This window comes from Pseudoalteromonas sp. Z9A5 (assembly GCF_011378875.1).
GTDB lineage: Bacteria > Pseudomonadota > Gammaproteobacteria > Enterobacterales > Alteromonadaceae > Pseudoalteromonas.
On sequence record NZ_WTLC01000025.1, the window covers coordinates 1,360 to 22,492 of the forward strand.

General features: G+C 39.8%; 15 protein-coding genes and 2 rRNA genes (1 of these 17 cut by a window edge). 16 read left to right on the forward strand and 1 reads right to left on the reverse strand.

Annotation, left to right across the window (positions count from 1 at the left end; translation table 11 throughout):
• From GQR56_RS21365 to ihfA, 7 genes are all read left to right on the forward strand, one after another.
• Positions 1-1,700, forward strand: a 23S ribosomal RNA gene (locus tag GQR56_RS21365) (it extends 1,268 nt beyond the left edge of the window).
• 150 nt (positions 1,701-1,850) lie between these two features.
• Positions 1,851-1,965, forward strand: a 5S ribosomal RNA gene (gene rrf / locus GQR56_RS13360).
• Positions 1,966-2,751: 786 nt separating this feature from the next.
• Entirely contained in the window at positions 2,752-3,807 is a 1,056-nt protein-coding gene (locus GQR56_RS13365; RefSeq protein ID WP_166112304.1) for a DUF2066 domain-containing protein, read from the forward strand.
• The gene (hda, locus tag GQR56_RS13370) at positions 3,807-4,517 is read left to right on the forward strand and encodes a DnaA regulatory inactivator Hda (RefSeq protein WP_024609806.1); all 711 of its coding nucleotides are present in this window, start codon (positions 3,807-3,809) and stop codon (positions 4,515-4,517) included. The genes GQR56_RS13365 and hda overlap by 1 nt, the downstream gene beginning before the upstream one ends.
• Positions 4,518-4,863: 346 nt before the next feature.
• Positions 4,864-5,844 (forward strand): phenylalanine--tRNA ligase subunit alpha, encoded by a 981-nt coding sequence (gene pheS, locus GQR56_RS13375; protein WP_033024224.1) that lies wholly within the window; start codon positions 4,864-4,866, stop codon positions 5,842-5,844.
• 15 nt (positions 5,845-5,859) lie between these two features.
• On the forward strand, positions 5,860-8,247 hold the full coding sequence (pheT, locus tag GQR56_RS13380; RefSeq protein ID WP_166112307.1) for a phenylalanine--tRNA ligase subunit beta: 2,388 nt from the start codon (positions 5,860-5,862) through the stop codon (positions 8,245-8,247).
• Positions 8,248-8,249: 2 nt separating this feature from the next.
• Positions 8,250-8,549, forward strand: coding sequence for an integration host factor subunit alpha (gene ihfA, locus GQR56_RS13385; RefSeq protein WP_002960690.1), 300 nt, complete (start codon positions 8,250-8,252; stop codon positions 8,547-8,549).
• 86 nt (positions 8,550-8,635) lie between these two features.
• On the opposite strand, the gene GQR56_RS13390 is transcribed toward ihfA, so the two are convergent.
• Complete coding sequence (locus tag GQR56_RS13390) at positions 8,636-9,436, reverse strand: DUF2989 domain-containing protein (RefSeq protein WP_166112310.1); 801 nt, start codon at positions 9,434-9,436, stop codon at positions 8,636-8,638.
• 142 nt (positions 9,437-9,578) lie between these two features.
• Between GQR56_RS13390 and GQR56_RS13395 the strand changes: the two genes are divergently transcribed.
• From GQR56_RS13395 to GQR56_RS13435, 9 genes are all read left to right on the forward strand, one after another.
• The gene (locus GQR56_RS13395; RefSeq protein ID WP_024609810.1) at positions 9,579-11,021 is read left to right on the forward strand and encodes a glyceraldehyde-3-phosphate dehydrogenase; all 1,443 of its coding nucleotides are present in this window, start codon (positions 9,579-9,581) and stop codon (positions 11,019-11,021) included.
• A 215-nt stretch (positions 11,022-11,236) separates the two neighbouring features.
• The gene (locus GQR56_RS13400) at positions 11,237-12,364 is read left to right on the forward strand and encodes a M14-type cytosolic carboxypeptidase (RefSeq protein WP_166112313.1); all 1,128 of its coding nucleotides are present in this window, start codon (positions 11,237-11,239) and stop codon (positions 12,362-12,364) included.
• Positions 12,365-12,578: 214 nt separating this feature from the next.
• Positions 12,579-14,207 carry an AGCS family amino acid carrier protein gene (locus GQR56_RS13405; RefSeq protein WP_139015420.1) on the forward strand — a complete coding sequence of 543 codons (1,629 nt, stop codon included), beginning with the start codon at positions 12,579-12,581 and terminating at the stop codon, positions 14,205-14,207.
• A 58-nt stretch (positions 14,208-14,265) separates the two neighbouring features.
• A complete protein-coding gene (locus GQR56_RS13410; RefSeq protein WP_166112316.1) occupies positions 14,266-14,592 on the forward strand; it encodes a hypothetical protein in 327 nt (108 codons plus the stop codon).
• Position 14,593: 1 nt separating this feature from the next.
• The gene (locus tag GQR56_RS13415) at positions 14,594-14,875 is read left to right on the forward strand and encodes a DUF1315 family protein (protein ID WP_024609814.1); all 282 of its coding nucleotides are present in this window, start codon (positions 14,594-14,596) and stop codon (positions 14,873-14,875) included.
• Complete coding sequence (locus GQR56_RS13420; RefSeq protein WP_166112319.1) at positions 14,865-17,546, forward strand: DUF349 domain-containing protein; 2,682 nt, start codon at positions 14,865-14,867, stop codon at positions 17,544-17,546. The genes GQR56_RS13415 and GQR56_RS13420 overlap by 11 nt, the downstream gene beginning before the upstream one ends.
• Before the next feature lie 100 nt (positions 17,547-17,646).
• Complete coding sequence (locus GQR56_RS13425) at positions 17,647-18,201, forward strand: DUF1439 domain-containing protein (RefSeq protein WP_002960677.1); 555 nt, start codon at positions 17,647-17,649, stop codon at positions 18,199-18,201.
• A 68-nt stretch (positions 18,202-18,269) separates the two neighbouring features.
• On the forward strand, positions 18,270-19,574 hold the full coding sequence (locus GQR56_RS13430) for an AarF/ABC1/UbiB kinase family protein (RefSeq protein ID WP_166112322.1): 1,305 nt from the start codon (positions 18,270-18,272) through the stop codon (positions 19,572-19,574).
• 93 nt (positions 19,575-19,667) lie between these two features.
• The gene (locus GQR56_RS13435) at positions 19,668-21,086 is read left to right on the forward strand and encodes a sigma 54-interacting transcriptional regulator (protein ID WP_166112325.1); all 1,419 of its coding nucleotides are present in this window, start codon (positions 19,668-19,670) and stop codon (positions 21,084-21,086) included.
• The last annotated feature ends 47 nt before the right edge of the window (positions 21,087-21,133 follow it).

Consider the following 21,133-nt stretch of genomic DNA (forward strand, 5'->3'; position numbering starts at 1 on the left):
GGTTGAAGGTGTACCGGGAGGTATGCTGGACGTATCAGAAGTGCGAATGCTGACATGAGTAACGATAATGGGAGTGAAAAACTCCCACGCCGGAAGACCAAGGGTTCCTATCCCATGTTAATCAGGGTAGGGTAAGTCGACCCCTAAGGCGAGGCCGAAAGGCGTAGTCGATGGGAAACAGATTAATATTTCTGTACTCTATATAATTGCGATGGGGGGACGGAGCAGGCTAAACAAGCATAGCGTTGGTAGTCTATGTGAAAGTGAGTAGGTTGGTGACTTAGGTAAATCCGGGTTGCTATTAAGACTGAGACACGAGACGAGTCACTAAGGTGATGAAGTTGTTGATGCCATACTTCCAGGAAAAGCCTCTAAGCTTCAGATTATATGGAATCGTACCCCAAACCGACACAGGTGGTCAGGTAGAGAATACTAAGGCGCTTGAGAGAACTCGGGTGAAGGAACTAGGCAAAATCGTACCGTAACTTCGGGAGAAGGTACGCTCCTATCTGTGACGAGACTTGCTCTCTAAGCGGACGGGAGCCGCAGTGACCAGGTGGCTGGGACTGTTTATTAAAAACACAGCACTGTGCAAAATCGCAAGATGACGTATACGGTGTGACACCTGCCCGGTGCCGGAAGGTTAATTGATGGGGTTATCCTTAGGGAGAAGCTCTTGATCGAAGCCCCGGTAAACGGCGGCCGTAACTATAACGGTCCTAAGGTAGCGAAATTCCTTGTCGGGTAAGTTCCGACCTGCACGAATGGTGTAACCATGGCCACGCTGTCTCCACCCGAGACTCAGTGAAATTGAAATCGCAGTGAAGATGCTGTGTACCCGCGGCTAGACGGAAAGACCCCGTGAACCTTTACTACAGCTTGGCACTGAACATTGAACCTACATGTGTAGGATAGGTGGGAGACTTTGAAGCAGCGACGCTAGTTGTTGTGGAGTCAACCTTGAAATACCACCCTTGTAGTTTTGATGTTCTAACGTTGGCCCCTGAATCGGGGTTACGGACAGTGCCTGGTGGGTAGTTTGACTGGGGCGGTCTCCTCCTAAAGAGTAACGGAGGAGCACGAAGGTTGGCTAAGTACGGTCGGACATCGTACGGTTAGTGTAATGGTAGAAGCCAGCTTAACTGCGAGACAGACACGTCGAGCAGGTACGAAAGTAGGTCATAGTGATCCGGTGGTTCTGAATGGAAGGGCCATCGCTCAACGGATAAAAGGTACTCCGGGGATAACAGGCTGATACCGCCCAAGAGTTCATATCGACGGCGGTGTTTGGCACCTCGATGTCGGCTCATCACATCCTGGGGCTGAAGTCGGTCCCAAGGGTATGGCTGTTCGCCATTTAAAGTGGTACGCGAGCTGGGTTTAGAACGTCGTGAGACAGTTCGGTCCCTATCTGCCGTGGGCGTTTGAGAATTGAGAGGGGTTGCTCCTAGTACGAGAGGACCGGAGTGAACGAACCGCTGGTGTTCGGGTTGTCATGCCAATGGCATTGCCCGGTAGCTACGTTCGGAACTGATAAGCGCTGAAAGCATCTAAGCGCGAAGCAGGCCTCGAGATGAGTTCTCACTAGACTTTTAAAGTCTCTGAAGGGCCGTTGAAGACTACAACGTTGATAGGCAAGATGTGGAAGTGGTGTGAGCCATTAAGCTAACTTGTACTAATTACCCGTGAGGCTTAACCATACAACGCCAAACGCGTTTTATGTGATAGTGAAACAAGCGAAGAAGTTAATATGACTAAAGTAGATATTACTTAAGAAAGACTTAAAAATATTATCAGATATTTTCCAAATTCAGTTAGTGCGTAGCGATACGAATTAACGCCCAAATTTGCTTGGTGACAATAGCGTTTTGGACCCACCTGACTCCATGCCGAACTCAGTAGTGAAACGAAACAGCGCCGATGATAGTGTAGCATTTGCTATGTGAAAGTAGGACATTACCAGGCTTCAAATTAAAGAAACCCGTTACAGCAATGTGACGGGTTTTTTGCTGTTTTGGATTTACTAAATAGCCAAAGCCCATGCCGAGCCCCGACCGATGATAGTCTAGTATTTGCTATGTGACTTTCTACCGCTGTGGGCACCACGACATTCCAGGCTTCAAATTGTAGAAAGCCCGAATCTAGCGATTCGGGCTTTTTTACGTCTGCAGAAAAGTGAAATGTGGGTTAATAATAAACAACTCGCACCCTACACTCCCATTAATATCCCTTATTTCATTCGATTTCAGCTCATGACCGACTTTAAAGAAGCCCACTTAGCTCACCAGTCTCAGCAATAGCGCGATAATAAGCAGCTTGAGAGAATGATAGTGGTGTATTTACACTGTGGCTCACCACCGCTTTGGGCACTAAAGCATTATACTGCGTATGCGTAGCGCACCGACTTCACATTGTAGAAAGCCCGAATCTAACGATTCGGGCTTTTTTACGTCTGCAGAAAATTGAAATGTGAGTGAATAACGAACAATCCATGCCATAACATAATTAAGTGCTTACATTAAATACCTTCATGATCAAACTAAACCCGAAAGGTTCGCCTTTTGAAGAGTGTGATAAAGTTAAACGTAAGTGAATAACGTACTACTTACTTAACTATCTTATTCATATTTGATCTTTTTTACTTTCTATAAAGCTAATTACTTTCATTTCCTTAGATAACAAATTTAATTTTGCTTTGTTACTGTCTTTGATTTAGGATCAAATCAGTTTAAAACCAAGAACTAATAGCCTGTGTATAGATTATTAATTAGCACCATATCCATTTTATTTTGTTTTTCTGCGTCGGCAGTTGAAGTAACTGATCTATATCAAGATATTTTAAAAGTGGATGACAAAACACGAGACACTCGATTAGCTGCGAGTCGTAAAGCTTTGCTCAATGTTTTAGTGAAAGTAAGCGGTGATGAAACTGCGGATCAAAATAAATTAGCACAGCAACGCACTAAAGATATTTCTGATTATATGCTCAAGTTTGAATATGACGAGAGAGCAAATGGACAATTGAAACTCGTTGTTAAATTTGAAGCTCGAAAGATCAATGCGTTAATCAAAGAGTTAAATTTACCTCTATGGGGAGTGCAACGGCCATTAGTCGCAATATGGTTAGGTATTGAAGACAATTGGCGTAGAGAATTAGTTACTCAAGAAAGCTATCCTCAGTTAGAACAGCTAATATATGACAAAGCAGGACGTCGTGGATTACCCGTGGTTGTACCTTTGCTTGATTTACAAGATAGACGCTTAGTTGGTATTCCTGAAGTATGGGGTAATTTTTCAGAACCAGTAGAAGAAGCTTCTAAACGCTACAGTGCTGAGCGAAGTATTACGGCTAGAATGTACAAAGAACCAGATAGTGAAAATTGGATTTTAGACTGGCGTTTTACTAACGATGATCAGTTTGATTCAAATAGATTAACGGGTGATAAGCAACAAATTGTTAGTCAAATGATTGATACTTTAGCGCAGGGTTTAGCCAGTGAGTATGCTATCGATCCTAATGCTTATTATGAGCAAGCGGCGGCTACCTTAACTTTAAAAGGCACAGACAGTTTTGTTGATATTGAATTAGCAAAAAGAAGATTACTAAGTTTAAGCGTGGTTACACAAGTAACTATTGTGCGTAAAACACCGGAGCTAGTTGAATTTAAAATAAATCATACTGGTAATGTCGCTGATCTTAAAAAAGGTTTAGGGCTTGACTCTTCATTTAAAGATTATGAAGACCCTCGTGCTTTTTATCATGTGGTTGATAAAAATAGTCTTGAGTACCAGTGGGTTAAACAATAGTGTTAACCCCTGAGCCGATGCAAATGGCATTACCAGTTACGTTACCGGATGACGAAACGTTTGCATCGTATTTTGGTGGAGAAAATTCGTTAGAAGTTAACCATTTAAAAGATAGTTTTTCGAAGTTAGCAAAAACGTTTCAATACACTTATTTATGTGGATTAGGCGATTCAGGTAAATCTCACCTTTTGTATGCAACTTGCATTAAAGCACAAGAGTGTGGATTGTCTAATATGCTACTTTCTATGCGCGAAGTTGTTGATTTTGGGCCTATGGTTCTAGATGGCTTAGAAGCACTCGATGTTTTATGCATTGATGACGTGCACCTTGTAGCTGGAAATGATGCATGGGAAAAAGCATTATTCAACTTTTTCAATCGGTTCAACGAACCCGGTAAAATGTTGGTTGTAACGGCTGATTTACTCCCTAGTATGCTTAATATCACTTTGCCAGATTTAGAGTCTCGTTTAACGTGGGGAACAACATTCCAAATTCGCTCTATGAGTGATGACGATAAAGCACAAGCACTTGTGAAGCGTGCTCATATGCGTGGTCTTGAATTAAGTGATGAATGTGCGCGCTTTTTATTAACGCGTTTAAGTCGTGATATGCGTGCTTTATTAGATGTACTTGATAAATTAGATCATGCATCGATGGCTGCACAGCGAAAATTAACAATTCCTTTTATAAAATCAACGTTAAAGCTGTAGTAGGTCTAGAATCTAGACCCTGCTTTCAGTTATCATAAGCTATTACCAGAGCGTGTTTACCTTTCCTGATTGGTATTTGTTTAACTTAGGAGCGTTTTAATTGCGTCGTGAGGGCAATAGCATAGTCGTTTTATGTAAAACTCAAGCAACAAAGAAAAAACGCCCCTAAGTAGAACCGTTTAGACAGCACTAGTTTGGCTTTTATGTAACGCATCGCACTATTTCTGTAGGGAACTACAATACACGTGCTCAGTCTTGCAAAAAGCCAACTAAATTGCTGTCAAAGCAATTTTGAAAGGTCAACACGCTCTTAAGCAATCACCTTCTGTGAAAGATCAGGTATCGAATGAACTTAGAAAACATATTAGCGCAAGCACTTGAGGCGGTAGCCAGTGCCAGTGAAATCGCGCAGTTAGAAGAAATCAGGGTTAATTATCTTGGTAAAAAAGGCGAAATCACCAGCTTACTTAAAACGTTAGGTAAAATAGCACCTGAAGAACGTAAAGAAGCAGGCCAAGTTATAAACCAAGCCAAGCAAGATGTGCAAGCATCTATAAATGAAAAGCGTGAGTTGTTAGCAAGCAAAGCACTTGAAGAAAAGCTAGCTGCTGAAACTATAGATGTAACTCTACCAGGGCGCGTTATGCCAGCTGGCGGTTTACACCCAGTTACGCGCACTATCGAACGTATAGAAAGCTTTTTTGGTGAGTTAGGTTTTGAAGTTAAATCAGGCCCAGAAATTGAAGACGATTTTCATAACTTTGATGCACTAAATATTCCTGAGCATCATCCAGCACGTGCTGATCACGATACCTTTTATTTCAATCCTAAATTAGTACTGCGCACACAAACAAGTGGCGTACAAATTCGTACTATGGAAACAGAGCAGCCACCACTGCGTATTATTTCACCTGGACGTGTATACCGTAATGATTACGACCAAACGCATACTCCTATGTTCCATCAGGTAGAGGGTTTAATGGTTGATACCGATGTTAGCTTTACTGAGCTAAAAGGTATTTTGCATGATTTTTTACGTAACTTTTTTGAAGAAGATATGGAAATTCGTTTTCGTCCTTCATTCTTCCCATTTACAGAACCTTCAGCTGAAGTAGATGTTATGGGTAAAGACGGTAAGTGGTTAGAAGTACTAGGCTGCGGCATGGTACATCCAAATGTACTTAAGTCTGTGGGTATCGACCCTGAAAAATACACCGGCTTTGCTTTTGGTATGGGTGTAGAGCGTTTAACTATGTTGCGCTATGGCGTAAACGATTTACGTGCATTTTTCGAAAATGACTTAAAATTCCTGAACCAGTTCCGTTAAGAGTGAAACAATAAAATGAAATTTAGTGAAAAGTGGTTAAGAGAGTGGGTTAATCCTGCTATTGATACGCAAGCTCTTTCGGAACAGCTTTCAATGGCTGGTCTAGAAGTTGATGGCGTTGAGCCTGCTGCTGCCAAATTTAATGGCGTAGTTGTTGGTGAAGTTGTTGAATGTGGGCAACACCCTGATGCAGATAAACTGCGTGTTACCAAAATTAACGTCGGTGGCGATGAGCTACTTGATATCGTGTGTGGTGCACCAAATTGTCGCTTAGGTATTAAAGTTGCCGTGGCAACTGTGGGCGCTGTGCTTCCTGGTGACTTTAAAATTAAAAAAGCCAAACTACGCGGTCAACCTTCAAACGGAATGCTATGTGCTTTTGTTGAGCTAGGTATTAGCGAAGAAGGCGACGGCATTATGGAATTGCCAAGTGATGCGCCAGTAGGCACTGATTTACGTGATTACTTAGGGCTTGATGATAATATTATTGATGTTGATTTAACGCCAAACCGTGGCGACTGTTTAGGTATTAAAGGTCTAGCACGTGAAGTAGGCGTTTTAAATAGTATTGACGTAAATGTATTAGATATTCCAGCTGTTACACCAACAATTGACGATCAAGTATCAATTGAATTAGTTAATGAAGATGCATGTCCTCGTTATCTTGGTCGTGTGATAAAAGGCATTAACCTTGACGCAGAAACACCTCTTTGGATGGTTGAAAAGCTACGCCGTAGTGGCGTACGTTCGATCGACCCAGTAGTTGATGTTACTAACTATGTATTACTTGAACTTGGTCACCCTATGCATGCATTTGATTTAAATGCGATTGAAGGTGGTATTAAAGTACGTAGTGCAGACGCCGGTGAAGAGCTTGTTTTACTAGACGGTAATACAGCTAAATTAAACGACACAACACTTGTGATAGCCGATCATAACAAGGCACTTGCAATTGCGGGTGTTTTTGGTGGTGAACAATCAGGTGTTACAGATAAAACGTCTGACATATTACTCGAAAGCGCATTTTTTAATCCTGTTGCAATCGCAGGGCAAGCACGTAGCTACGGTTTACACACTGATGCTTCACACCGTTATGAACGCGGTGTTGATTTTGCTCTACAACATGATGCAATGGAACGTGCAACAGCGCTACTTCTTGAAATTGTAGGTGGTCAAGCAGGTCCAGTTGTTGAAGCTGTAGCGGCTGATAAACTACCAAAAGTAACTGAAGTACGTCTTCGCCGTGCACGTTTAGACCGCGTTATTGGTCATCATATAGAAGACGCTAAAGTAACAGATATTCTTACGCGTTTAGGTCTTGATGTTAAAGTAGAAAATGAAAGCTGGAGTGCGGACGTACCAAGCTACCGTTTTGATATTCGCATCGAAGAAGATTTAATTGAAGAAGTAGCACGTGTTTACGGTTACAACAGCATTCCAAATGTTGCACCAACTGCAAAACTTAAAATGACGACACATAACGAAGCAACTATTGCGCTTAGTAAGTTTCGTAATACGTTGGTTACTCGTGGATACCAAGAAGCTATTACATACAGTTTCGTAGACCCTAAAGCACAAGCTATTTTACACCCAGAGTGTAAAGCAATGGTATTACCGCATCCTATTTCAATTGAAATGTCGGCAATGCGCGTAAGTTTAATGCCGGGTTTATTAGCATCTGTAGCGTATAACCAAAACCGTCAACAACCTCGTATTCGTTTATTCGAACATGGTCTTAAATTTATAAGCGACGAAAGTGCAGAAAACGGTGTTTACCAAGTACCGGTTATTGGTGGTGCTATTACTGGTCTTGTAAATGGTGAGCATTGGGTTGAAGAAAAACGCAATGTTGATTTTTACGATCTAAAAGGTGATGTTGAAGCCTTGCTTGCAATTACTAACGACGTTACTCGTTTTGAAATTAAAGCAGAGCAGTCAGATGGACTTCACCCTGGTCAATCAGCAGTAATATATGTTGATGGCAAAAAGGTTGGTTTTTTTGGTGCTTTACATCCACAAGCTCAAAAGTCGTTAGATATCAACAACGCAACTTTTGTTTTTGAAATTGAAATGTCAGCAATAGAAAAAAGAAATTTACCGCAAGCAGAAGGGGTGTCTAAATTCCCTTCAAATCGCCGCGACATCGCGATTTTAGTGGCGGACAGCGTTAAATCTGGTGACATTTTAAGCGTGATCGAAAAAGTTGGCGGAAATCAATTGGTTGACCTAAACTTATTCGATGTGTATAAGGGCAAAGGTATTGAGCCAAATTATAAGAGTTTGGCGATTGCTCTAACACTGCAAGCGGTTGATAGAACACTCGAAGAGAAAGATATCAATCTAGTAGTTGATAACGTGGTGGCCGAATTGGCCGAACAGTTTAATGCATCGTTGAGGGACTAGATATGGCGCTTACTAAAGCCGACATAGCTGAACACCTATTTGAAAAGCTCGGGATCAATAAAAAAGATGCCAAAGATTTAGTTGAAGCGTTTTTTGAAGAAATCCGCTCAGCGCTAGAAAAAGGCGAGCAAGTTAAGCTCTCTGGATTTGGTAACTTTGATCTTCGAGATAAAAAAGAAAGACCAGGCCGTAACCCGAAAACAGGTGAAGATATACCTATTTCGGCACGCCGCGTGGTGACTTTTCGACCAGGTCAAAAGCTTAAAACCCGTGTAGAAGTGGGTACAAGCAAAGCAAAATAAAAAAAGGCAGCGAAAGCTGCCTTTTTTATTGTCTAAAATAACTCCGCTCTAGCGGAGTTATTTAGTTGTACCGTTAGAAAACTGTTTTAAAACTCTCTTGGTGATACAAACTCACCAGTTTGTATCTGTTCGTATGTTTGTTGTGCCAGTGTATCTAGGCTATCAATACTTTTACCGATACTTACTAGTTGCTGTTCTATTGGCAACAAATCGATATTTTCTATGCCAGACATTTGGGCTACTTTAGAAAAAATATAAGCATGTTTAAATTTATCATGTTTGTAAAACAGACTAATTAAGGATGTAAGAACTTCTGGATTTGGTGTGCTCCCTTCTTTATTCAATTCTAACGTTTTATAGAGTAAATCAATGGTTTTTTCATCGTCGAATTTAATATAGTAAGATGCTAAAAAAAACTGCATTTCAGCACTTTGCGTTACGCTTTCATCATTTTCAAGAGAGAGAAGTTTAGTAAGTGCGTTTTGGTTGTTATTACGCGACCACTGATAATAAAGCAGACCTGGGTGATTGGTATTTCGAGTGTCTTGGTAGAGGCGCGCTATTTCTTTTATGCTAGTAAATTGACCTTCAATACGTGACGTTGTTTTTGCCTTTAGTTTTATGTGCTCAATTTTTGCAGCAAGCGTAATACATTGATTATATGCTTCAAACCCTTTGAGCAACTGATATTTATTTTCATCTGTAGGGGCTTTATATTCAGTGTAGCGCTTCATAATTACCTCTGCTCGAGGCTCTTTACAGTGGCTATCTTTATTTAAGTCGGCGCAGAACCCGGGTGTTTCTTTACATACTTTTGAGAGTGTCAACTGATCTTCACACCCAGTCAACACCAGTAATCCTAGTAAAACACTTGCTTTTAGCTGCATCCCTTAACCCCAAATGAATATTTACCTTGTTATTCTAGCGCAATCATTTAACTCCTAACAGTAGAGAATAACTTCAGATTAAATTAGAATGGCTGTGCCCATTTGGGCTATCCGTTCAAAATGTTTAACTTAGGTAAATAAAATGACCTCATCTCACGAGTTAGAATATACAAATAGTTGGCAAGAGCGCCAAGATTACGCCGAAAGCATGCAACCAATTATTGGTAAGCTTTACCGTAATCGTGGTATTGAAATCGCTGTGTACGGCCGTCCTCTCGTAAATGCCAGTACTATCGATATTATCAAATCACATAAAACAGTTGCTCAGTTTGAAGGCACTAAATTACGTTTACGCGAAAGCTTCCCGTTTTTAGAAGCAATCAGTAAAATGGATTTAAACTCTGCACGTATTGATATAGGTAAACTTGCGTATAGCTATTTATTTACTGAAGCTGCAAAAGGTCGCTCAGTTGAAGAGTTTGTTAAAGACGAACTTGCAGAAATAGCTGATTTACCAGCTAAAGAGCCACGCGATGTTGTGTTGTATGGTTTTGGTCGAATAGGGCGTTTATTAGCGCGCCTATTAATTGAAAAATCTGGTCCATATTCAGATTTACGTTTACGCGCTATTGTTGTTCGTGGCGGTAAAGATGGTGATCTTGAAAAGCGTGCAAGCTTATTACGCCGAGACTCAATTCACGGTCCATTTAATGGTTCGATTACGATTGATAAAGAACGTAACGCAATTAAAGCTAATGGCAGTTACATTCAAGTAATTTACGCTAACTCTCCTAGCGAAATAGATTACACCGCTTATGGTATCGACAATGCACTTATTGTTGATAACACCGGTATTTGGAAAGACGAAGCAGGTCTTGGTCAGCATTTAGAATGCAAAGGTGCTGCAAAAGTATTATTAACAGCGCCTGCAAAAGGTAATATCAAAAACATCGTATATGGTGTTAATAACAAAGATATTTTACCTGAAGATAAAATTGTTTGTGCAGCAAGTTGTACAACCAATGCAATTACACCAACGCTTAAAGCATTAAACGATAAGTTTGGTATTAATAACGGTCATGTTGAAACTGTTCATTCGTATACAAACGATCAAAACCTTATTGATAATTACCACAAAGCAGAGCGACGTGGGCGTGCTGCTGCGCTTAACATGGTAATTACTGAAACAGGTGCTGCAAAAGCAGTTTCAAAAGCATTACCAGAGCTTGAAGGCAAATTAACAGGCAATGCAATCCGCGTACCTACACCTAATGTATCGCTAGCCATTTTAAATCTTAATTTAGCTAAAAGTACGTCTGTTGAAGAGCTAAACGCATTTTTACGTCACACAGCACTTCATTCAGAGTTACGTGACCAAATTGACTACACTGCATCAACGGAAATTGTATCTACCGATTTAGTAGGTAGCCGATATGCTGGTGTTGTTGATTCGCAAGCCACTATTGTGGAAGATAACCGCATTGTTTTATACGTATGGTACGACAATGAGTTTGGTTACAGTTGCCAAGTAGTTCGTTGTATGCGCGATATGGCCGAAGTGTCATTCCCAAGTTTACCTCGTTAATTCATTTGTAGTGAATTATAAGCCAGCATTTTGCTGGCTTTTTTGGTCTTGTATTATTTTTAAAGCTTATGCCTTGTGATAGGCTTTAATCATTCAAATGTTGGCAATATTGTGTTTTAAAATATTCCAGTATTTTACTACTTGTATTTAATGCCAGTAGTGTTAGTTCTGCAAAGTAAAAGGCAGATAAACTTATTTAACTTAAGGTTTTTTTCATGAAAATCAGCAGCAATTTTGACAGTGGTAATATCAAAGTTATTGAAGCCACAGACCCTTTAAATATCCAATTAGAAATTAATAAAGATTACGAGTCTGAATTTTATCAGTGGTTTCACTTTCGTCTTGAAACAACGCCTTACCAATTGCACAAGTTAAATATTAACGAGCTTGAAAAATCAGCTTACCCAGATGGTTGGGAAGGGTATCAAGCAGTTGCATCATATGATCGTCAAACATGGTTTCGCGTACCATCAAGTTATGAAAATGGCACATTAAGTTTTGAAATTGAGCCAGAGTGCGGCAGTGTCTATTTTGCTTACTTTGCACCATACAGCTACGACCGTCATTTAGATTTACTATCTTGGGCGCAAAGCCAAGGTGCTTGCAAATTAGAAACTCTCGGTGAAACACTTGATGGTCGCGATATGAGTGTGCTTAAAATTGGCGAGCCAAGCGAAGATAAAAAAATTATTTGGATCACAGCACGTCAGCACCCAGGCGAAACAATGGCAGAATGGTATGTAGAAGGGCTACTTCACAAACTACTAGATGACGAAGACCCTCATGCTGCGGCACTTTTATCAAAAGCAGTATTTTATGTTGTGCCAAACATGAACCCAGATGGCAGTGCACGCGGGCACTTACGTACCAATGCTAAAGGGGTTAATTTAAACCGTGAATGGCAAACACCAAGCATGGAAAACAGCCCAGAAGTTTACTTAGTGCTTAATAAAATGCGCGAAGTTGGTTTAGACATGCACCTAGATATTCACGGTGACGAAGCTATTCCGTATAACTTTGTCGCAGGTAGTGAAGGTATTCCAAGTTACGATGCGCGTCTTAAAGGTCTTGAAGATAGCTTTAAAGCAGCACTTTTAACTGTTACGCCAGAATTTCAAGATGAGCATGGCTATCCTAAAGATGAGCCTGGTCAAGCTAACCTAACGGTAGGCTCGTCAGCAACGGCTGAAGAGTTTAATGCATTAACTTACACCGTAGAGATGCCATTTAAAGATAATAACGACTTACCTGATCCAGATTATGGCTGGTCAGACCGTCGTTCGTATCAATTTGGTCAAGATACTTTGGCGGCAATCGTAAATGTCGTTGATAAACTAAGATAAATTGGTATAAGGTAAGGGCAACATTAAAATGTTGCCCTTTTTTGTTACATTATTTACAAAATATAAAAGTTACAAAAAAATAAAAATATGCAATAGCATAATAAAATATGGTTTAAAGCAATTTAAGCCAATATTTAGTCAACAGTTTCAAATAAAATAATAAGAGGAATTCAGCGTGGATGTATTCGGACAGTTTTTAGATAGCCTCGATGGCATGTTAGGGGGGGCTGTTTGGTTTCCTTACGTGTTATTAGGGGTTGGTTTATTTTTTACCATTTATTTAAAGTTTCCACAAATTCGTTATTTCAAGCATGCGTGTAAAGTTGTATCGGGCAAGTTTGATAAAAAAGATACAGAAGGTGACACCACACATTTCCAAGCTCTAGCTACTGCGCTCTCTGGTACGGTTGGCACAGGTAATATTGGTGGGGTAGCTTTGGCTATTTCAATTGGTGGTCCTGCTGCGCTATTTTGGATGTGGATGACAGCCTTTTTTGGTATGACTACTAAATTTGTTGAAGTAACACTTTCACACAAATACCGTGAAAAAACTGAAGACGGTACTATGTCTGGCGGTCCTATGTATTACATGGATAAGCGCCTCAACATGAAATGGTTGGCTGTTTTGTTCGCAGTAGCGACTGTAATTAGTTCATTTGGTACTGGCAGCTTGCCACAAATAAATAATATTGCTCAAGGTATGGAAGCTACATTTGGCTTTGCGCCAATGGCAACAGGTGCTGTTTTATCTGTACTACTCGCACTTGTAATTCTAGGTGGAATTAAACGTATTGCTGCTATTACATCACGCGTAGTACCTTTAATGGCTGCTATTTATATTATTGGCGCACTTGCTGTTATTTTTTATAATGCAGAAAATATCGGTCCATCATTTGCTTCTATTTTCATGGATGCTTTTACCGGCTCTGCTGCTGCGGGAGGCTTTTTAGGTGCTTCGTTTGCTTATGCGTTTAACAAAGGTGTAAACCGTGGTTTGTTTTCGAACGAAGCTGGTCAAGGTTCTGCACCAATTGCGCATGCTTCAGCTAAAGCCGACGAACCAGTATCTGAAGGTATAGTATCTATACTAGAACCATTCATCGATACTATAATTATTTGTACACTTACGGGTTTAGTTATTTTATCGTCGGGAGTGTGGAACGAAAAATTCGAAACTCACTTTGAGCGTTCCTCAATGAGTATTGTTAAAGGGGATTACTCTGAAACAAATGAAGAACAACGTTCGCAGCTTTATAATTACCTAAACGGTAACAACAGTAGCATAGAATTATTTAACGGTAATATTGATGTTGTAAATGGTGTAGCAACATCATCGGGTTATACTGTTATCAACTCACGTTCAATTGCAGAAGATGTCCGTTATGGCATAACTGAAAAGCACAAGTACACGGGTATTGTTGAAGTAAAAGATGGTATGCCAACCGACGATAGCATTAGCTTAATGGGTAAGTCTTTAGTGCATTCAGCGGAGCTTACAACTAAAGCATTCAAACGTGGTTACTTTGGTGATAGCGGTCAGTACATCGTATCAATTGGCTTATTACTATTTGCATTCTCAACAGCAATAGCATGGTCATATTACGGTGACCGTGCAATGATTTACTTATTAGGGCATCGCTCAGTAATGCCGTACCGTGTATTTTACGTTGCAGCATTCTTTTGGGCATCGTTTGCCGATACCACTTTAGTATGGAAATTGGCAGCTGTTGCCATCGTCGTTATGACATTGCCTAACTTACTGGGCATTATGTTACTGCGAAAAGAGATGAAACAGTCAGTAGATGACTACTGGGTTAAATTCAAAAAAGACAACGAGAAATAAAACAAGTACAATAAAGGCGCCGAAAGGCGCTTTTTTTATGCGTAGTATGGAGAGAAGTATGGCGATTATTCGTTGCCCAAAATGTGCAAAATCAATTTCAGATAAACATAAGCAATGTCCGCATTGCGAAAGTAACATTGCAGAGCTAAACGACGAGCAAGTTCAACAACTTCAGCGCGAGCAGCGAATTAAAAAAAAGCAGATGTTTATAAACCACTCCTTTTTAGCGCTTATCTTATTTTTAGGTGGGTTTTTCTGTTTGTATTTTTTACAACCGCAAGAAAAAACACTTCAGTGGTATGCTTACACTGCCGCTATTGGCGTGGGATGTATTTGGTACCTCATTAACCGCATTGTTTTAGTGACTCTAAAAAAGAAAAAATGACATGAATATCGATAATCTCGTACAAAATATTACACCAGAACTATTTGAGCGTTTGCAATACGGTGCTTCTACAGGTAAGTGGCCTGATGGTACCGTTTTATCAGATGAGCAAAAGCAACAAACAGTGCAGTTAGTTATGTTGTATCAAGCAAAAGTGTCTCAATCAAATGAGCAATTTACAATTGGTACAAATGGCGAAATGGTTCAAAAAACGAAAGCACAACTGCAAAAAGAATTTAAATCAGACAACGAAATAGCTAGGTTTAGTGAACATGATCTTTAAGCACCTTTTTACACCAAAGTGGAAACACCCAAAGCAACAAGTACGCCTTGATGCGATAGAAAAACTTGATATACAGCGTGATGCAGCAATTTTAAATGTATTAGCGCTAGAAGATAGTTCAGCAGAAATACGCCGTAAAGCACTGCAAAAAGTAAATGACTTACCACTTTGGTGGAAAGCGTATAAACAAGATCAAGCATTAAAAGATATAGCAGATCTGCAAATATCTAATGCAGTTTTAAATAGTGAAAGTTCATTAACACCGCAAATTAAAAATGAATATATTGAGCGTTTTGCATCAGTTAAAACACTCGAAAAGTTAGCATTTGCAGAAAAAGAACTGCAAGTACGCGTTAAATTATTAAAGCGTTTAGCAAATGCAAAACTAGTAGAAAAAGCCTTTAAAGAAGGTAGCGAAGAGCTACAAACTCAATTAGTTGAACTTGTTATTACTCATCAATTAATTAAGCCATTATTAAAGCATGCAAAGGGTGGTGCAAAAGCAGCACTTGAAACGCATATTGAAAATGAGCGTTTAGCAATTGAAATGCCACTTGAAGTGGAAGGTGCAACACGTGTTATTTTAGCTAAGTTAAATGCCTTACGTGAAAAAACAGATTTTGGTGTTGTAAATCCACAAGCTGGCGAGTTAATAGCCCAGTGGCAAGCTCTTGAGCTTAAATGGTTAAGTGATGAACGTGTTAAGTTTCTTGATGAAAAATACACTTCGATTACCACTAAGCTAGATGCACACATAGAACAGTTAAAAGCTGTACACGACAAAGAGCAACAACAATTAGCGCTACAACAGCGTCAATTGCTAGCACTTGCAACTGTTGAAGCTTTAAGCGAAGAAATTGAAAACGCGTTACAGCTAGGTCTTGAAACACCAGAGCAAATTCAACAAGATTGGCTTGATGCAAAAGTAGCACAAGCTAAGCAAGCTATTAGCGAAACAGAACTTGCTAATAATGCACAATCTAAACTTGCTGTAAGCAAGTTAGAAAAGTTATTTACTCAAGTTGCTAAGTTACCTGAGTTAACAACTGCGATTAAAGAATATAAGCTCGCTTTTGCATCATTATGCGAAATTAAACCAGCGGAAGATTTAGCGCAATACGATGCAACTCTAACTGAATTTAATAATGGCTTTAAAGCAGCGCGTAATCATTTAAATATTTTAGATGGTGCACTGCAAAGTACCTTTAAAACACAGTTAAATGCGTATAAAAAGCAATTTTTAGCACCAATGAATGAGCTAGTTAAGCCACTTGAAAAAAACCAAAGCCAAGCAAAACGCAAAGCTCGTGATGTTAAACGCCTAATTGAAGAAGGTCGATTTAATGTTGCCTTTGGCGTGTTTAAAGGGTTTGAAGAGTTATTTAATACACTTACTGAGCAATATCAACAGCCGCTTGTAAATATAAAAGCGGAACTTGAAGCGCAACTTGCAGATGCTAAGGATTGGCAAAAATACGCTGCAGCACCAAAGCGTGAAGCTTTATTAGAAGAAGTAAGTGCATTAGTAAGTGAAGAGTGTATTGACCCACAACAACGCGCAGAGCAAGTAAAAGTGCTACGCAAACGTTGGAATGAGTTAGGTCGTTTAGATACAGATGAAGAAAAGCAACAAGGCGTACAGTTTGATGAAAAAATCGAGCTGTTATTTGCACCTTGTCGTAGTTACTTTGCAGAGCAAGAAGTACAACGCGAAGCGTCAAAAGCACAACGCGAAAGTATTATTAGCGACATGCACGCGCTTCATTTACAGCCTACGGTTGAGGATGACTTTGATTGGAAGCAATATGAAGGCCAATACAATCGTTTAAACAAAGCGTGGCGCAGTGTAGGTAAAGTTGACCCTAAAACATACCGTACACTAAACGATCGTTATAAAAGCGAGCAACAACAAGTACTGGCTTTATTAAACGCATTTCATAAAAGTAATGCTGCGCTTAAAAATGAGCTAGTAGAAAAAGCGCAGCAATTATCACAAAGCGATGATTTAGCCGCTGCGTGCCAAGAGTTGAAGCAAATGCAGCAGCAATGGCAAACAATTGGTTTTGCAGGTTTAAAAGCTGAAAATGCGTTATGGCAAAAATTTCGTCAATTTAACGATGAAACATTTACTAAACGTAGTAGTGAGTTTGAGCAGCAAAAACTTGACCAAAATGAGTCAGATAAACAAGCAGTTGCAGAGCTTGCTGAACTTGAAGCAGCACTTAGCGATGTAAATCAAAGAGCACAGTTGCACGACCTAGAAACAAAAGTGAAAGGGTACTCGCAATTTAGATCGTTAGCGCCAAAAGTAACTAAGCTACTAGCAGCTATTGACGATAAACTTGCATTGCTTACAAGCAAATCAGAGCAAGCTAATTTAGATGCATTAATTACAGCACTTGAAAACAATGAAGCGTTACCAAGTCAGTATCAAGCACCGCTTAAAACAGCATTAAATACAGATCAACTTATTACGCGCATGGAAATATTAGCGAACGTAAGTTCAACAGATAAGTCACTTAGAATGGCAGAACAAGTAGCCATGTTAGATGACAAACATCGTGGCGAACATGCTGATTTAAACTATTATTTAAAACAGTTATTAGCGCTCAGTGCTGGTTCAGTTGAACCTGACACACTAACGCGACTTAAAGCGACACTTGCAGCTTAATGTACTAAAACCAGCGTAATATGTGCTGGTTACTATTTTAATAAGCCGCTTTAATAGCGGCTTTTTTATGTACCACTAATTTATAAACAAAAGGGTTCTCATGAGAATTTTAGTTATTATTGCAGCGTTATTTTTAACAGCCTGTAATACCACGCAAGGCATATCAGTATATTCATTTACTAACTCTGAGGTTGAGTCTGTACTGGGTAAGCAATTACCAAAGTTAAGTGAAAAAGTAAGCTTAATGGGTTTACCGGTTCAGTTTGATGTAAACGACCTAAGTGTAAATATTGGACCTGATAACCGCGATGTTGTTGTGCTTGGTGCCGATTCAAGCGCTGAAATTAATGCATTCGCACTTAAATACCCAGTGCGTTTAAAGCTACAAATTGAAGGCAGCCCATTTTACGACAGTGAGAAAAAAGCGGTATTTTTACGTAATATTAAGTTACTTGATTCGAGTGTTGATGCCGGTGGTTTTAAAGGTAATTTAGGTGCACTTGATAGCCAAGCAATGGATGTTATTAATGCTTTTTTAGCGGTTAACCCTGTTTATACATTAAATATGGATGACCCTAAAATGATGCTACTTAGTAAGCTTCCACTTGATATGAAAGTGGTTGAAGGTGCAATTAAGCTAGTACCTCGTCTATAAGTAGATCTACCTACTTACAATATACGTATTAATTAGCCTGACTTTCAGGCTAATTAGGTTTTAATATTATGGCGGCTCCTCGTACTGTTCCCACTTCTCGGCTTTCTCGCTTTGCAAAATTAGGCTCACTTGCCACAGGTGTTGCTACCAATATGTTAGTTGATGGCGCTAAGAGCGCGTTAACCGGTAAAGGTTGGGACAATAAAAGCTTGCTACTACAACCTAAAAATATTGAAAAGCTAGCCACACAGCTATCTCATTTACGTGGCGCTGCAATGAAGCTCGGGCAATTACTTTCAATGGATGCCGGTGATTTACTTAGTCCTGAATTGGCTCAGTTACTTGCTTTACTGCGCTCGGACGCGAATCCAATGCCTCATAAGCAGCTTGTTGAGGTGTTAAAAGAGCAATGGGGGGATGAGTGGCTAGCGCGCTTTTCTCATATTGAGTTAAGGCCTTTTGCAGCGGCTTCTATAGGGCAAGTTCATTTAGCTTATAAAGAAAATGGCGATCAGCTTGCTGTTAAAATTCAATACCCGGGTATTGCAAAAAGTGTAGTAAGTGATGTCGATAACGTTATTTCTTTATTAACGATTTCTCGATTATTGCCAAAAGATCTTAATATTAAACCACTTATTGGTGAGGCTAAGGCGCAGTTATTAGCCGAGGCTGATTATAAGCGGGAAGCTCAGTACTTAATACGTTATAAAAATGCACTAGCAAGCAATACCCACTTTAAAGTGCCTAGCGTATATCCAGAGCACAGCACACAACAAGTACTTACTATGGAATATATAAAAGCAGAGCCCATTGAGAGCATTACAGAGCTACCTGATAGTCAAAAAAGCTTTGTTGCAGAGCAACTTATTGATTTGTTTTTTAAAGAAATGTTTGAATTTAAATTAATTCAAACCGACCCTAACTTTGCCAACTTTCATTATCAGCTTGATACACAAAAAATTGTTTTATTTGATTTTGGTGCAACGCGAGAAATATCAACCGAGTTTAGCCGCGCTTATTTAGCTTTATTTAAAGCGGGTAGTGAAAACAACAGAGAAGGTGTACTTAGAGCGGCTTCACACATTGGTTATTTTAAAAATGACTTAGTTGATGAGTATAAAAATAACGTCATTGATTTATTCTTAATGGCGTGCGAGCCACTGAGAGCAGAAGGGGAATTTGATTTTAAAAATAGCGAACTAGCGCTCAAAATTAAAAATGCAGGGCTTGCTCTTAGTGGGCAATCTCAGCAATGGCATACACCGCCCGTTGATGCGCTGTTTATTCACCGAAAACTTGCAGGACTTTATTTAATAGCCGCAAGGCTAGGTGCAAAAATCGATGTAAAAATGCTATTTCAGCACTATTTATAGCGTTTTAATTTACACGTGAGTGCATTTTAAGTAATGAGTGCGCTTAGTGTATAAAATTGCCATAATGCTCGCGATATTTCGCGAGGTGCATTTATGATAAAACAATTTTTAAACGATCCTAAACTATTGCTAAACGCAGTAGGTGAGGGCATATACGGTTTTGACCTCTCGGGTAATGCGGTGTTTGTTAATCCTGCCGCTGAGCGCATGACAGGTTGGTGCGCTGAGGAACTATTAGGTAAAAAAATACACCAATATCATCACCATACTCATGCTGATGGCACACCTTATCCCGCTGATGAATGCCAAATATATTGCACCATGTTTGACGGAAAACGTCGTGAAGTTAAAAATGAAGTTTTTTGGCGTAAAGACGGTAGCTCATTTGCAGTGGAATACACCTCAACACCTGTTTATAAAAGTGATGAGTTAATTGGTGCTGTAGCGGTATTTCGCGACATATCACTGCAACAGCAAACACAAAATGCACTGCAAGAGGCACTTGAGCAAGTAAAGCATTTAAGTGAGCAGCTAAAAGATGAAAACAACTACTTAATTGCAGAACTTAACGAAGATTGGCAAGACTCAGGGCTAGTTGGACAAAGTCATATATTTCAAACCATGTTAGATCAAATAAAACTGGTAAGTGAAACCGACAGCACAGTGCTTATACTTGGCGAAAATGGCACGGGTAAAGAATTAGTAGCTCGTAATTTGTATCGACTAAGCAAGCGTAGCGAACAAGCTTTTATAAAAGTAAATTGCGCCGCATTTACCCCAAGTTTGCTAGAATCGGAACTTTTTGGTCATGAAAAAGGCGCGTTTACAGGTGCCAATGAACGCCGTAAAGGGCGTTTTGAACTTGCTGATAAAGGCACCTTGTTTTTAGATGAAATAGCAGAGCTTCCACTTGAGGCGCAAAGTAAACTACTAAGAGTCCTGCAAGAACAAGAGTTTGAACGTGTGGGTGGCAGCAATACGCTAAAAGTAAATATTAGAGTGATTGCAGCGACTAACCGCGACCTGTGGGAAATGGTACAAAAAGGCACGTTTAGAATTGATTTGTATTATCGGCTTAATGTATTTCCAATAAAAGTACCCGCCCTTAAAGATCGAAAAGAGGATATTCCTTATTTATGCGCTAATTTAATTGCGCAGCTAAATAAACGATTGGGTAAACATTTAAAAGGGCTAAGTAAAAAAGCAATTACGCAGCTGCAAGCCTACGATTGGCCAGGCAATATTAGAGAGCTGCAAAATGTACTTGAACGCGAAGCTATTTTATCTAATCAGGCTGTACTACAGCTAAGTCAGCCTTTGCAAGCGGGTGGTGAAGTAGTTATTAACCCTTCACTTACGCTTGATGAGGCGCAAAAACACCATATAACCTCTGTTCTCGCGTTATCGCACTGGCAAATATCGGGTGATAAAGGGGCAGCAGTTAAATTGGGCTTACCTGAGAGTACACTACGCTCAAAAATGCGAAAGTTAGGAATTGCTAAAAATTCGTGATATATCGCGAAGCGCGTTTAATGTCGCGAATTCTATTTTATTGCGTT

Coding starts and splice junctions, on each gene's coding strand:
- GQR56_RS13410 (WP_166112316.1), top strand. CDS start 14,266: ATGGCGATTATTCGTTGCCCAAAATGTGCAAAATCAATTTCAGATAAA.
- GQR56_RS13415 (WP_024609814.1), top strand. CDS start 14,594: ATGAATATCGATAATCTCGTACAAAATATTACACCAGAACTATTTGAG.
- GQR56_RS13420 (WP_166112319.1), top strand. CDS start 14,865: ATGATCTTTAAGCACCTTTTTACACCAAAGTGGAAACACCCAAAGCAA.
- pheS (WP_033024224.1), top strand. CDS start 4,864: ATGAACTTAGAAAACATATTAGCGCAAGCACTTGAGGCGGTAGCCAGT.
- GQR56_RS13430 (WP_166112322.1), top strand. CDS start 18,270: ATGGCGGCTCCTCGTACTGTTCCCACTTCTCGGCTTTCTCGCTTTGCA.
- GQR56_RS13425 (WP_002960677.1), top strand. CDS start 17,647: ATGAGAATTTTAGTTATTATTGCAGCGTTATTTTTAACAGCCTGTAAT.
- GQR56_RS13400 (WP_166112313.1), top strand. CDS start 11,237: ATGAAAATCAGCAGCAATTTTGACAGTGGTAATATCAAAGTTATTGAA.
- GQR56_RS13435 (WP_166112325.1), top strand. CDS start 19,668: ATGATAAAACAATTTTTAAACGATCCTAAACTATTGCTAAACGCAGTA.
- GQR56_RS13395 (WP_024609810.1), top strand. CDS start 9,579: ATGACCTCATCTCACGAGTTAGAATATACAAATAGTTGGCAAGAGCGC.
- ihfA (WP_002960690.1), top strand. CDS start 8,250: ATGGCGCTTACTAAAGCCGACATAGCTGAACACCTATTTGAAAAGCTC.
- GQR56_RS13405 (WP_139015420.1), top strand. CDS start 12,579: ATGTTAGGGGGGGCTGTTTGGTTTCCTTACGTGTTATTAGGGGTTGGT.
- GQR56_RS13390 (WP_166112310.1), bottom strand. CDS start 9,436: ATGCAGCTAAAAGCAAGTGTTTTACTAGGATTACTGGTGTTGACTGGG.
- pheT (WP_166112307.1), top strand. CDS start 5,860: ATGAAATTTAGTGAAAAGTGGTTAAGAGAGTGGGTTAATCCTGCTATT.